General features: G+C 57.0%; 10 protein-coding genes, 3 tRNA genes and 1 other RNA gene. 7 read left to right on the forward strand and 7 right to left on the reverse strand.

Annotated features, from left to right (window positions below):
• From QP503_RS05555 to QP503_RS05565, 3 genes are all read right to left on the reverse strand, one after another.
• Positions 1-73 (reverse strand) — tRNA-Gly (locus QP503_RS05555).
• Positions 74-142: 69 nt separating this feature from the next.
• Positions 143-214 (reverse strand) — tRNA-Val (locus QP503_RS05560).
• A 1-nt stretch (position 215) separates the two neighbouring features.
• Positions 216-288: transfer RNA gene (locus QP503_RS05565), tRNA-Gly, on the reverse strand.
• A 419-nt stretch (positions 289-707) separates the two neighbouring features.
• On the opposite strand from QP503_RS05565, the gene QP503_RS05570 reads away from it, so the two are divergent.
• Positions 708-1,241, forward strand: a complete 534-nt coding sequence (locus QP503_RS05570; RefSeq protein WP_006681129.1) for a DUF3000 family protein — start codon at positions 708-710, stop codon at positions 1,239-1,241.
• A 2-nt stretch (positions 1,242-1,243) separates the two neighbouring features.
• Positions 1,244-2,485, forward strand: a complete 1,242-nt coding sequence (locus tag QP503_RS05575; protein WP_006681130.1) for an HRDC domain-containing protein — start codon at positions 1,244-1,246, stop codon at positions 2,483-2,485.
• A 23-nt stretch (positions 2,486-2,508) separates the two neighbouring features.
• On the opposite strand, the gene dxs is transcribed toward QP503_RS05575, so the two are convergent.
• Positions 2,509-4,392 carry a 1-deoxy-D-xylulose-5-phosphate synthase gene (gene dxs / locus QP503_RS05580; RefSeq protein WP_040318553.1) on the reverse strand — a complete coding sequence of 628 codons (1,884 nt, stop codon included), beginning with the start codon at positions 4,390-4,392 and terminating at the stop codon, positions 2,509-2,511.
• Positions 4,393-4,521: 129 nt separating this feature from the next.
• On the opposite strand from dxs, the gene QP503_RS05585 reads away from it, so the two are divergent.
• The gene (locus tag QP503_RS05585; protein WP_006681132.1) at positions 4,522-6,522 is read left to right on the forward strand and encodes an alpha/beta hydrolase family protein; all 2,001 of its coding nucleotides are present in this window, start codon (positions 4,522-4,524) and stop codon (positions 6,520-6,522) included.
• Positions 6,522-8,342, forward strand: a complete 1,821-nt coding sequence (locus tag QP503_RS05590; RefSeq protein ID WP_006681133.1) for a chloride channel protein — start codon at positions 6,522-6,524, stop codon at positions 8,340-8,342. Before QP503_RS05585 ends, QP503_RS05590 begins: the two co-directional genes overlap by 1 nt.
• Positions 8,343-8,396: 54 nt before the next feature.
• On the opposite strand, the gene rnpB is transcribed toward QP503_RS05590, so the two are convergent.
• An RNA gene (gene rnpB, locus QP503_RS05595) (RNase P RNA component class A) lies at positions 8,397-8,746 on the reverse strand.
• 39 nt (positions 8,747-8,785) lie between these two features.
• Between rnpB and QP503_RS05600 the strand changes: the two genes are divergently transcribed.
• Entirely contained in the window at positions 8,786-9,604 is an 819-nt protein-coding gene (locus QP503_RS05600; RefSeq protein ID WP_006681134.1) for a YaaA family protein, read from the forward strand.
• Positions 9,605-9,703: 99 nt separating this feature from the next.
• Here the strand turns inward: QP503_RS05600 and QP503_RS05605 are convergent, their stop codons facing one another.
• Both QP503_RS05605 and QP503_RS05610 read right to left on the reverse strand, forming a co-directional pair.
• Positions 9,704-10,438, reverse strand: a complete 735-nt coding sequence (locus tag QP503_RS05605) for a zinc ribbon domain-containing protein (protein WP_006681135.1) — start codon at positions 10,436-10,438, stop codon at positions 9,704-9,706.
• Positions 10,435-11,283 carry a Nif3-like dinuclear metal center hexameric protein gene (locus QP503_RS05610; protein WP_219810924.1) on the reverse strand — a complete coding sequence of 283 codons (849 nt, stop codon included), beginning with the start codon at positions 11,281-11,283 and terminating at the stop codon, positions 10,435-10,437. Before QP503_RS05610 ends, QP503_RS05605 begins: the two co-directional genes overlap by 4 nt.
• 216 nt (positions 11,284-11,499) lie before the next feature.
• On the opposite strand from QP503_RS05610, the gene lipB reads away from it, so the two are divergent.
• Together lipB and lipA are read left to right on the forward strand one after the other, a co-directional pair.
• Positions 11,500-12,189: a lipoyl(octanoyl) transferase LipB gene (lipB, locus tag QP503_RS05615; protein WP_103632568.1), complete on the forward strand. Its 690-nt coding sequence runs from the start codon at positions 11,500-11,502 to the stop codon at positions 12,187-12,189.
• Positions 12,173-13,246, forward strand: a complete 1,074-nt coding sequence (gene lipA, locus QP503_RS05620) for a lipoyl synthase (protein WP_285101392.1) — start codon at positions 12,173-12,175, stop codon at positions 13,244-13,246. The genes lipB and lipA overlap by 17 nt, the downstream gene beginning before the upstream one ends.
• Positions 13,247-13,256 lie beyond the last annotated feature (10 nt).

The raw sequence follows: 13,256 nt of genomic DNA on the forward strand, positions 1-13,256 counted from the left end.
AGCGGATGACGGGACTCGAACCCGCGACCCTCACCTTGGCAAGGTGATGCTCTACCAACTGAGCCACATCCGCGAACTTGTCCCAACTGATCTGGAACTGGGATTTACCCGTCGTGTCCCAAAAGTATTGAGAGACAATGAGTGGGCGATACTGGGATCGAACCAGTGACCTCTTCCGTGTCAGGGAAGCGCGCTCCCGCTGCGCCAATCGCCCGAGCGGATGACGGGACTCGAACCCGCGACCCTCACCTTGGCAAGGTGATGCTCTACCAACTGAGCCACATCCGCGTATCTCTTCGAACACTTACGCGTTCATTTCGAACAGGGAAAACACTAACAGGGAATCACGCAAAAAGCGAAATCGAACGAACGTTGCGCGCGTCACAGCCACTGTTTTCCGCAGTATTTTGCGAAAAGATTACTCAGAGCCTCGGTGAGCGTACAGGCTTCCTTAGATACACACGATGGACCAGCAACGAGTTCCTCATCGATACGCCCCGCGAAGAGGTGGGCAGTACCTTTTCCGAATGTGCATGTTTTTACTCTATAAGTGACAGAACTACTATCGGATGCGATGCGTTAAGAAAAACAACGTCATTGCTCAGTGTGACGTGAATCGTGGCGGGTCATTTTCGCAGTGGACGGCGTGCCCAGCAAAGGGGTTACTTTCACTCACTTAGCCTAAGTGCGTGGATAATCGCGCTGGCATGGAAGAGTTCGCTGAATCGTTGGCAACTCTGCGTCGCACTATCGATAATCCTCTTCTCGAGTTCGAAGAAGTTCCCCCACCTTCACGCATGGCGCCTTTCACCGCAGCTCTTGTCATGCGAACATTGGCCAACGATGGCAGAGAACCTCTTGCTCAGGGACGTTTTGTCATCCTGCATGATCCCGACGAGCAAGCCGGCTGGAATGGAACATACCGCCTGGTTGCGCAGTTACGTTCGCAAGTTGACCCTGAAATGGGGCATGACCCGTTGCTCACCGAAGCTCTCTGGGCATGGACAGATGATTGCCTGGTTGAAGAAGGCGCAGCGTATCACGACCTGACGGGAACAGTCACCCGGGAGTTTTCAGAATCATTTGGCGGTCTTTCATTGCGAGGCTCCACTCTCAACGTCGAAATCCGAGCCTCGTGGACCCCTTCGACTACCGACTTAGGAGCCCACCTACGAGCTTGGACAGATCTGATGCTTCGTACCAGTGGTGTGGCATCCCAGCGATTCCTTGAGGGAGTCTAAGAGTGCACATTCACCACACCGGCGGTTTACCTGACGGCGATACTGATTCTCCAGAGCTGATCGTTACCCCGCGCGAAGGCGTACCTAGTGTCATCGATACACCTGATGCGCTTGATCAAGCGAGGCGCAACCTAGAGCAAGGACTCACTCCCATCGCTGTGGATGTTGAGCGCGCCCAAGGCTTCCGTTATGGCAACGACCCCTACTTGGTTCAGATTCGACGCGAAGACGTTGGTACCTTCCTGATCGATACAGCCGCATTGCCTGACTTGTCGTCACTTCAAGCGGGCGTGAACGACGTATGGCTTTTGCACGACGCGTTGCAGGATCTGCCGAATTTGCGACAGGTGGGACTCAATCCCCCGTCGTTGTTTGATACTGAGGTCGGCGCGCGTCTTCTGGGGTTAAAGAAATTCGGTCTTGCTGCCGTATGCGAGCAGGTGCTCGGTTTGGGCCTCGTGAAAGACCACCAGGCATCTAACTGGTCGGTTCGTCCACTATCGAAGGACTGGCTTCGCTACGCGGCCCTCGATGTCGAATTGTTGACGGAACTTTACCGTCGTTTGTCCATCCAACTGAACGACGCGGGTCGCTGGGAGTGGATGGAAGAAGAATGCGACTACCTAGCTCACCTGGATCCGCCTGCGCCCAAGAGGGACCGCTGGCGAAATCTGCCCGGCGCGGGAAAGATACGAGGCCGGCGCAACCTAGGAGTCCTCAAGGCTTTGTGGGAGGCGCGCGAAGAAATCGCTCAGGAACTTGATAAGGCACCCGGTCGTTTGGTGCGCAATGCTGCTCTGGTGCAGGCTGCGCTGAATCCTCCGCGGAATAAGCGCATGTTGCTGTCGATTTCTGAGTTCCGCTCCCCTGTTGCCAGGCAATACGCTGACCGTTGGTTACGCGCGATCCGACTGGCCGAAACGGCAAATGAGGACGAATTGCCACCGCTACGTCTTCCTCATCGTCCAGGTTCAGTTCCCGAAGCGCGAAACTGGGGTCGTATCGATCCTGACGCTGCAGCGCGATTGGTGGCTGTTCGCGGGGCAATGACCGAGCTTTCTGAAGAAATCGGTATTGCTCCCGAGGTCATTCTTGAACCTCGTATTCAGCGTTACTTGGCGTGGGCGCCTCTTGATCCGAAGCGTCCCAGCGGCGACGAGATTGAACAGAGGATGTTTGACAAGGGCGCTAGGGATTGGCAGATGGACCTTTGTCTTGACCCGATCGCGGATGTCTTGGAGTGACTCTTGAGGATTCAAGCTTCTCTTTAGAGGGTACGTGAAATACGTTCCGCAATCTGGTGAGCCGTCAAACCGCACCGTTCCAGCAGAGACTCGCGCTCGGCGTGCCGCAGGAATACCTTCGCAACACCCAGCGTGATGACGGTAGCATCCACGGACTCGTTGGCAAGAAGATCGCGCACCCCCCAACCAAAACCGCCGTCAACGATGCCATCTTCCAGAGTCACCACGCGTTGTGCCTGCTTGGCAAAACTGGCAAGTTCAGGGTTGATCGGTAGAAGCCACACAGGATCCACAACACGAACACGCTTACCCTGTTCAGTCAGAATGCGTGCTGTTTCAAGACCCTCGGGACCAAAAGCGCCCGCTACTACGAGGAGCACATCAACATCGTCAGTGTCGGGTTCAAAGAGAACATCCACACCGTTCACTGAGCGAATTGCGTTCATCGGCGCTGGTAGAGAGCCCTTACGGTAGCGGAGAACGGTCGGCCGATCCTTCACTCCCACCGCGCGACGCAAGCTGGCGCGAAGAGTTGCCTCATCACGCGGGGCAGCGAGCTCAAGTGAGGGGATGATCGAGCACATCGCGATATCCCAGACACCATTGTGTGAGGCGCCATCCGCACCGGTGATACCTGCACGGTCAAGAACAACCGTCACGCCAGCCTTGTGCAATGCCACGTCCATTAACAGCTGGTCAAAAGCACGATTAAGGAAGGTTGCGTACAGCGCAACAACCGGATGAGCGCCCGCATAGGCCATGCCAGCAGCGCTAGCAATCGCTTCCTGTTCAGCAATACCCACATCGACAACGCGGTCCGGGAATTCCTCGTGGAATGGTTTCAAACCGACGGGAGCCATCATCGCTGCGGTGACACCGACAACAGTGTCGTCTTCGCGCGCAATTTTGACGATCTCGTCGGCAAATACGCTGGTCCAGCCGAAACGTGCCGGAGCAACGGGGAGTCCTGTTTCGGGGTGAATCGGTCCAACGGCGTGGAAGCGATCAGCGATGTCTTCTTCGGCGGGAGTATAACCGCGTCCCTTTTGGGTGATGACGTGGACAAGAACTGGATGCTTCGAAGTCCGCGCACGCTGTAGTGTGGTTTCAAGCTCGGTCTCATTGTGTCCGTTGACGGGACCTAAGTATTTGAAGCCCAGGTCTTCGAACATTGCCTGAGGAGCAATAACGTCTTTGATGCCGGTCTTCAGACCGTGTAGCGCGTCGTATGCCGCTTTACCAGGATCCCCCAGAGCAAGCAGATGACGCTTACCCCAAGCAAGAGCACGTTCGTAGCCTTCCGAGGTGCGAAGCGCGTCGAGATGATGGGCAACACCGCCGATTGTTGGCGCGTAGGAACGTCCATTGTCGTTGACGACTACGACAACACGACGATCAGTTGATTCGGCGATGGTGTTCAACGCTTCCCAAGCCATACCACCGGTCAGGGCACCGTCACCGATGATGGCGACCGTTGATGATGCGTCGCCCCGGCGTTTCTTCTCGCGGGAAATACCATCGGCCCATGCCAGTGAGCTTGAAGCGTGCGACGACTCAATAACATCGTGATCTGATTCTGAGCGGGAGGGATAGCCAGACAGTCCACCTTCTTGGCGCAGGCCGGAAAAGTCCTGGCGACCCGTCAGAAGCTTGTGGACGTACGCCTGGTGGCCGGTGTCAAAAAGAATCGTGTCTTTGGGTGAACGAAATACTCGGTGCAGGGCAATCGTCAGTTCAACAACGCCCAAATTGGGACCCAGGTGCCCACCGGTTTTCGACACGTTGGTGATCAGGAAGCTACGAATTTCCTTGGAAAGCTGAACAAGTTGAGCCTCTGAAAGGGTACGTAAATCCGACGGGGAATGGATGCTGGTGAGCAGTGGCATATCCGCGTCTGATGAAGTCATAGCCCTCATACTAGTTGCCACACATGTTCCTAGCGACCTTCGCCCTCGAAAAGCACATCGTGAGCGGGCTAACATAGAGCTAACATGCTTCCTTTAGTCAACCGAAATGCCTGTGTGCAAGGAGGAACAATGAGCGTTACCGTCGCCCCCTACGGTGAATGGACATCCCCAATTTCCGGCGATTCTTTTACTGCTCGGTCAGTCACTCTCTCGCAGGTTCGCGTTGACGGTTCTGCTACCTATTGGGTTGAAGGACATCCGAAAGAAAACGGACGAGGTACCCTGTTGCGTCGTACCGGTGCTGGCGTTACTTCAGAGGTCCTCCCCCTGATCGATGGTGCTCGCCTTCCCGATATTCGCACTCGCGTTCACGAATACGGTGGTCGTGCCTACGCGGTGCTCGATGGTTTCATCGTGTTCTCCGACGGCTTTGATAACCGCGTCTACCGTTTCGACACCAACGACCCACACCGTACGATTTCTCCGCTTACCACGCTGTCGAAGTCGCGCTACGGCGACTTCGAGATTGATGATGTTCGTGGCCTCGTCTATGCGGTCAGGGAAGATCACTCGGGCGACGGCGAACCGACAAACACGCTGGTCGCAATCCCGATCGACGGTAGTGCTGCACGCAACGACGCTGCGATCATCACGATCTTTGAAGGCACTGACTTTGTTGCTGCACCTGCAGTTTCTCCTGATGGCACGAAGCTTGCATGGCTGTCGTGGAACCACCCGCATATGCCGTGGACACAGAGCGCACTGCACGTGGGCGCACTCAATTTCGAAGGTCGTATTGAGGTTTCGAAGACGATCGTCGACAAGGAAGACGTGTGTGTCTACGAGCCTCGGTGGACTCTTGACGGTGACCTCATCCACGTCGATGACACGACCGGTTGGGCCAACCTGTACCGCACGGAAGGCTTTACGTGGAAGGATGACGAGCCCTCAGACGCGTGGACAACGCGCCTTCGCACTCGTGCCATGCACCCGGGAACTCAGGCGTTCTCGCACCCGCACTGGCAGCTCGGTCTGCACTCCTACGATAACTACGATAACGACCTGCTGATCTGCTCGTGGGCTGAGGACCTGACGTGGCACATCGGTACCGTGCGCGTCGACAACGGAATGGCTGAAGAATGGGCAACCGGCTGGTGGCCGATCGGTAACGTGGCATCCAACGATGGTCGCGTAGTCTTCCTTGCTGACTCCCCCACGCACACGCCGGCAATTATTCAGATCAAGGGTGGCGCCACGACGATTATTCGCCCGTCATCCGAAGCTGAAATCAGCCCGGAGCTGGTTTCTTCAGGGCAGATTATCTCCTGGCCGACCTCAGATGGCGAGACCGCGTACGGCTTCTACTACGCACCAAAGAACCCTGACTTTTCAGGCCCGAAGAATGCTCTTCCCCCGCTGATCGTCAATGTTCACGGTGGCCCGACTTCTTCGACCCGACCCGGCTTGTCGATTCCATTGCAGTACTGGACCAGCCGTGGTTTCGCTGTGCTCGACGTTAACTACCGTGGTTCAACCGGATTCGGTCGCGCATACCGCGAGCGTCTCAACGGTCACTGGGGCGTTATGGATGTGAATGACTGCGTTGATGGCGTGCGCTATCTGGTTGACCGAGGTTTCGTTGATCCGAAGCGCGTTGCTATCCGTGGCGGATCCGCCGGTGGCTTCACCACCTTGAACGCACTGGCAAACACCGATGTGTTCACCGCGGGAACGTCACTCTATGGCATCGCTGACCTGCGCCTTCTGTCTGCAGAAACCCACAAGTTCGAGTCTCGTTACAACGATCGCTTGATCGGTACTGAAGATCCGAACAGCGAACTGTGGGCCAAGCGCTCGCCGATTACTCACATTCACCAGATCAATGCTCCTCTTCTGCTGTTGCAAGGCGAAGATGACAAGGTGGTTCCGCCGTCACAGGCACGCCTCATGTTTGATGCACTGAAGGATCGTGGAAACGCTGTTGCGATGAAGATCTACCCGAATGAAGCTCACGGCTTCCGTCGCGCAGAGACGATTCGTGATGCGTGGAGCTCCGAGCTCGCGTTCTACGGGCGTGTCTGGGACATGGACGTCGACGTTGAATCCGATATCGATATCGCCAACCTCTGATGCGGGCTTCTGTTTCTTTCTTGGCACAACTGGGTGAAAAAGCCGGTCAGCACCGTTCTTTCGTCGGTCTATTAGCGGCGCTCGTCGGCATTATCGTCGGCGGCGCAGCGGTTCTTTTTAACCTGATGATTCAGGGGTGGACGTGGGTCACCACCGGTTACAGTGACTACTCAACGCATGCTGGCGACCCCCACGGAGTCTTCGGTTGGTCCCCCTGGGTGTTCTTGCTTCTGGCTCCCGTTGTCTCAGCGTTGATCTACGGGCCCCTGGTTCAGCGGTTCGCTCCCAGTGCACGAGGCCACGGTATTCCCGAAGTGATGCTGGCCGTTCGACGCAAGGGAGGCAAGATTCCCGGGCGCGTCGCAGTGGTGAAGCTGATTGCTTCTTCTTTGACGATTGGCGCCGGTGGTTCAGCGGGACGAGAAGGTCCGATTGTCCAGGTCGGAGCGTCGCTCGGTTCCTCGTTGGCGTCCTCTCTTCGTTTGCCTCCGCAACGCGTAGTTCTTTTAGCGTCCTGTGGCGCAGCGGGTGGCATCGCCGCAACTTTCCATGCTCCGCTTGCTGGCGCAGTCTTTGCTCTCGAAGTGATTCTGACGCAGTTCAGTGCCGAAACCTTCGGATATGTCGTTATTTCTTCAGTGATGGCATCCGTTGTTGCACGCACGTTGCAGGGTGACGAAACGATCGTGAATCTTGGTCATGATCTCTCCTTCTCGCATCTGACAGACATGTGGTGGGTTGCTCTCCTCGGTGTGATCGCCGGTCTTGCGGGTCTAGGTTTCTCGAAGCTCCTTTATTGGCTTGAAGATGTGATCGACGCTTTCTGGAAACGTCTGAGCCTTCCCGAATGGTCACGTCCGGCTGTTCTCGGCATCCTTTTGGGCGCGGGTATTGTGGCCTTCCCTCAGATGTTCGGCTCGGGATACCCGATCGAAGAAGACGCTCTAGCAGGCAAATACACGATTGGCTTCCTGCTGATTTTGATGGTGGGACGCGCCCTGTACACGTCCTACACGATCGGTATCGGTGGATCCGGTGGCGTTTTTGCCCCGACGCTTTTTATCGGCGCAATGGCCGGAGCCTCATTCGGGCAAATCCTTTCCCCCATTACTGACACTCCCGCCGGCGTCTTCGGTGTGATTGGTATGGGCGCGGCATTCGCTGGAGCGGCACGCGCTCCGATGACCGCCGTTTTGATCATCGTCGAAATGACGGGGCAGTATTCGCTGATTATGCCGATGATGCTTGCCGTCGTTCTGGCCACCGGCGTCTCGAGGTTCCTAACACGCGCCACCATCTACACCGAAAAACTTCGTCGTCGAGGCGACGTTCTGGATGACCCTGTGGATGCAACACTGCTCGGCGCTCACCCGGTTTCGCACTGGATGGAGGACGCTCCCGGTACTTTGGCACCCTCGACCACGCTCGATCAGGCGATTAAGAAGATGCGTGTCCTTGGTGCCCAGACTCTTCCCGTTGTCGACGATGCTGGAACCTACGTTGGGCTAGCAAGCGCCATTGATCTTGCTCTGGCGCGCCAAAGCGAAACAGATATGGCCTCGTCGCTGGATTCTTTGAAACTGCCCAACGTGCACGTCACGCCCACCGCACTACCGTCGAAGGTGCTCGAAGTACTGCAGACATCAGGTCTGCCGGGGATTCCCGTCGTCAATGATTCGTTGCATGTGGTGGGCTGGGTGTCCCAGCAGTCCCTGATTGAACGCCTCTATCGCGATCAGCGTCGCGCCATCGCAGCTCGCGCACAGTCGTCGTGGGGTTCGAGGTTCCAAGAGAAGCATTCACGCCGACACACGAGTTAACGAAGCGTAAGCGTAGAGTCTGGTATCACTCAGCGAAAACCCGACGTATACGGACGGATGAGTCGGTCTGTACGCCGGGTTTTGTCCCGCACAAGCGGTGGCGACCATCTATCTAGGACGTTTGTTGCCAAACGCCTCAAGCAACCTACCCGCAGGCGTCGGGCGGGCCACCCATACCTGCTGCTCGGTCTTGCTCTGGGTGGGGTTTACCAAGCCGGCTCGGTCACCCAAACCGCTGGTGAGCTCTTACCTCACCTTTTCACCCTTACCGCTTGCGCGGCGGTTTATTTTCTGTGGCACTATCCCTCGGGTCACCCCGGGTGGCTGTTAGCCATCACCCTGCCCTGTAGAGCCCGGACGTTCCTCGAGAACCGTGTGGTCCGCGCGGTCGCCCAACCGACTCATCCGCGCCCATAGTCTAACGCACCCGCTAGGCTTCACATATGTTCATCTGGTTACCCCCGTCCGAATCCAAAACAACACCAGCACACGGGCCTCGTTTTGACGTGACACAGCTTGCTCGCCCTGAGCTTGCATCCTGGCGCGAAAACTTGATCCACACTGTTCAGGCGCTCAGCGTTCGCGACGACGCTGCTCAGTTGTTCGGTCTTGGCCCGGCTTCAGCTGCGGATTTACAGGCGAATATCGACTTGTATTCTGCACCATGCGATGCGGCTGAAAACCTGTTTACAGGCGTTCTCTATGACGCGGTCTCATTCCCAACACTGCCGGAGCAGCATCATGCGGTCGCGCTTGAAACAACGCGTGTCTTCTCTGGGCTTTTTGGTGTGGTGAACCTCGACGATGTCCTGCCCAACCACCGTCTTGCGATGGGCACGAAACTGCCGGACATCGGCCCTTTGCCGACCTATTGGAAGAAGCCCCTTGATACATCGCTCAAAGCAGAAGCTGAAGGAGCTCCGATCGTTGATGCTCGTTCTGGCCCGTATCGTAGTGCCTGCCTCGCTCCTTGGGCGCATCGCATCGAGATCGGCGTGGTTCGTCAAGCGAAGGGGAAGCGTTCGGTGATTTCCCACGATGCGAAGCGGTGGCGAGGCCGTGCGTGCGCTCACCTCTACGCGTCAATTTCGGCTGATGCGGATTTCGACGCGATCGTCGAGGCTCTGTGTTCAGCCACTACCTTGGATCCGATCATGGATGCTCAGGGTGGTGCTCATGCGGTTATCGACGTGGAAGTACCTGAGGCGAAACCGACAAAGCAGGGCGGGTCACTCACTCACCTGGTGTTGGTCACCGACTGATCGGACTCGGGAGCAGATGCTGGCCGTCGTAGAGTGGCGCTGTCATACGATACGAGGCGACACACCCCGCCGCCGGGGCACGATCCCGAGCGATCGGCTTCAGGCTTGAGTCGTCCTCACAACGATCGCGCCGGTATCTTCGGTCCAGTAGAGCTGGTCTTCAGGGGTGAGGCGAATCTGTTCAAGTTCGGCCGGGGATAGCTCCGCTGCCATTCCAATGCCAACACCATTACGCACTTCGAAGATCGCGAGGGCACCGAGGTTTGCGCGAACACGTTCATACTCGCCCACGAGGTCTTCTGGAAGCGATTCAGCGAGCGCGCGACGCTTGGCGATCACATCGCGAAGCTCGTCGTCGCTTTCTTTCACGTCGGCAGCAAATTCCTGCTTGGTCTTTTCAATGTCGGCAGCGATCGCTTTCGCTTCGTCAATCATTGCTTGACGAGCATTCTTAGCCGCCTCAAGACGTTCTTCACCGTCGAGCTGTTCATTTTCCAAAGTGGACAAGCGCTTATCCATTTGAGCGATTTCATGTTCCATCGCGTTGATGTCGCGAAGAGGAACCTGATTGCCGTCGATTCGACTCTGTTGCTTAGCTCGTCTGGCGCTCACACGTTCGATCTCGTCCGCGCTACGTTGGACGTCTCGTTCAATATCTGCGATTGCTGCACCTTGGGTGACGGCTGCGCGCTTCAGGTCGTCGAGGCGTCCTGCGAGCTCGCGGACAACACCGTGCGCCGGATGGGAGTCACGGGCGTGTCGAAGCGCAGATTCGCGCTGGTCGAAGGATTTGAGTTCGAGCAGGCTGAGCTGGTTCAGGTATGTTGCTTTCACTTACGTCCTCCTAATGTTGGGCGATGGCTGGTCCACGGCTCCGTGATAATCGTAGAGACTTTTACTCTCACTTCCACATTTGCAGTTGATGCAGCCTGCACTAGCTTGCGTTTAAGGAGCGGGAGCCACGGCCATTCGGTGGCGTAGTGACTACCGCAAATCAGAGCAGGCGCCCCACCTTCAAGGTGTTCGGATGCCGGGTGATGACGCAGGTCAGCGGTTAAAAAGACGTCCGCTCCGCCTTCACGTGCTACCTCGAGGAAAGAGTCTCCCGCTCCCCCGGATACTGCGACGCGTTCGATGATTGTGCCGGGGTCTCCGGATCCGAAGATGCCGTGAGGTCCTGCGGGCAGGCACTCGGCAACCAGGTCAAGAAAGTCGCCTAAACGAGTGGGCGCAATCGAACCGATACGTCCGTGTCCAATGGGTCGCCCGGCCTGGTCGATTCCAGTGGGAACCAGCGGTGATGAAGAGGTGATTCCCACCAACTGTGCGAGTGCATCGCCGACGCCATCTGCGCTGATGTCAGCGTTTGTGTGCGCATTGAACAGGGCGATATCGTTTTTAATAAGGCGAGTGATGGACGCGCCCTTAGGGTCAGATGCCGGCAGGAAACTCGTTCCGCGAAGGTACAGCGGGTGGTGAGTGATAACGAGGCCGGCGTCCTCGTCGATCGCTTCATCAACGACGGCCGAAACGGGGTCGACGGCAAGCAGGATTGAGGTGACGTGAGCGGATGGGTCGCCTGCGATCAATCCGACTCGGTCCCATGACTCGGCACGGGAGGCGGGATACCACGCTTCCATCAGCGCCATGACATCTGAAATGGTCCATTGGTTACTCACGCTTTAAAGGATAGCCAATCGAAAGATGCTGGCGAGCGTGGATAAACGTGAGGAAACGCTGAAGAAATACGTGTTTTCAATGGTTTTTCGTTATCTGTCGAAGCCTCGTACCCCGCTTGGCGTGATCCTGCGGAAAAATGCATTACTTTCGAGAACGCGTGCGTAAAGGGCCATTTCGATTAAGAAACGAAAGGTCTGGCGTTCTATCATTCCTAGGTGCACGTCATCGACCTTATTGATGCGGGAACGTCGGACTACTTGGAAGTAGACCGACTGCAGCGTCAACTCCACGACCAAGCAGCCGCTGGTAACGGCGATTCGATCATTGTCACCCAATTCGCCCCCACCTGGACCGCTGGCCGCCACACGAAACCCGAAGATATTCCGGATTCCACTGTTCGGGTGATCCATGTGGACCGCGCCGGTTCCGCGACGTGGCACGGACCGGGACAGGTTGTTGTCTACCCAATTGTCAGGCTCAAGGAGCCCGTCGACCTGTACGCGTGGATCCGTAGCGTTGAAGCGGGTGTTATTGAAACAGTGCGCGAAGAATGGGGGCTGCCCGTTCACCGCATCGACGGACGCGCAGGAGTGTGGCTGACCGAAGAGGGACGTCGCGACCGCAAAATTTGCGCCATCGGACTGAAAGTTGCACGAGGCGCCACGTTGCACGGAGTCGCCCTGAACGTCGATATTGACCCGATAGAAGCGTTCGCGGGAATCATCCCGTGCGGGCTCTTCGACGCTGATGTTGCCTGCCTGTCGTGGGAAGGCGTGAACGTCCCATTGCGCACCGCTGCTGACGCACTTGTCTCGCACCTTATTTCTTCAATCCGCCCTCAGCTGGCTGACCCCAGCCAAGAGATCACCTATTCGAAGGGAAACGCCTGTGAGTACCTTGCCTGATCCCGAAGGACGCAAACTGCTTCGAGTGGAAGTTCGCAACTCGCAAACTCCTATCGAAAACAAGCCCGAGTGGATTCGCACGACGGCAAACACCGGCGCGAACTATCACGATATGCGTTCCATGTCGCACGCCAAGGGACTGCACACTGTCTGCGCTGAAGCAGGTTGCCCGAATATTTACGAGTGCTGGCAAGACCGTGAGGCGACTTTCCTTTTAGGTGGAGCACTCTGCACACGTCGGTGCGACTTCTGCGATATCGTGACCGGTAAGCCCACCGAATATGACCGGGACGAGCCTCGTCGAATCGCCGAGTCTGTTGGCGAACTCGAACTGCGCTACGCGACGATCACCGGCGTCACCCGCGACGATCTGCCCGACGGCGCGGCGTGGTTATACGCCGAAACCTGCCATTTGATCCACGAGAAGAGCCCATCAACCGGCGTTGAACTGCTGGTTGACGACTTCCGCGGTCAGGACGAGTCGATCGACATGGTCATTGAAGCCGGCCCGCAGGTGTTCGCGCACAACTTGGAGACGGTGCCTCGTATCTTTAAAAAGATCCGCCCCGCGTTCCGCTATGACCGTTCGCTTGCGATGATTCAGCGTGCACACAACGGTGGCATGGTAACGAAGTCGAACTTGATCCTCGGTATGGGTGAGACGCGTGAAGAAATCAGCGAAGCGATGCGCGACCTGCACGATTCGGGCTGTGATTTGCTGACCATCACGCAATATTTGCGTCCTTCTCCCCTGCATCACCCGATTGATCGCTGGATTCACCCCGAAGAATTCCTTGAGATCGCAGCAGAAGCTGAAGAATTAGGCTTCGCTGGCGTCATGGCTGGCCCGCTTGTGCGCTCGTCGTACCGCGCGGGATTGCTGTGGGCGAAAGGCATGCGCGCTCGCGGGTTTGAGATTCCTGAGCACTTGAAGCACCTGGATAATTCCGGTTCCACTCTGCAGGAAGCGGGTACAGTTCTGGCGAATATGCGTGAGCGTCGCGCACGTCGTCAGGCGCGTGAAGCCGCAACACTGCCCGGGGTTCCCGTTGCCTGAGGCCCCAGTG

The organism is Pauljensenia sp. UMB0895, from assembly GCF_030218905.1.
GTDB classification, from domain to species: domain Bacteria; phylum Actinomycetota; class Actinomycetes; order Actinomycetales; family Actinomycetaceae; genus Pauljensenia; species Pauljensenia turicensis_A.

Coding starts and splice junctions, on each gene's coding strand:
- QP503_RS05590 (WP_006681133.1), top strand. CDS start 6,522: ATGCGGGCTTCTGTTTCTTTCTTGGCACAACTGGGTGAAAAAGCCGGT.
- QP503_RS05570 (WP_006681129.1), top strand. CDS start 708: ATGGAAGAGTTCGCTGAATCGTTGGCAACTCTGCGTCGCACTATCGAT.
- dxs (WP_040318553.1), bottom strand. CDS start 4,392: ATGACTTCATCAGACGCGGATATGCCACTGCTCACCAGCATCCATTCC.
- QP503_RS05585 (WP_006681132.1), top strand. CDS start 4,522: ATGAGCGTTACCGTCGCCCCCTACGGTGAATGGACATCCCCAATTTCC.
- QP503_RS05600 (WP_006681134.1), top strand. CDS start 8,786: ATGTTCATCTGGTTACCCCCGTCCGAATCCAAAACAACACCAGCACAC.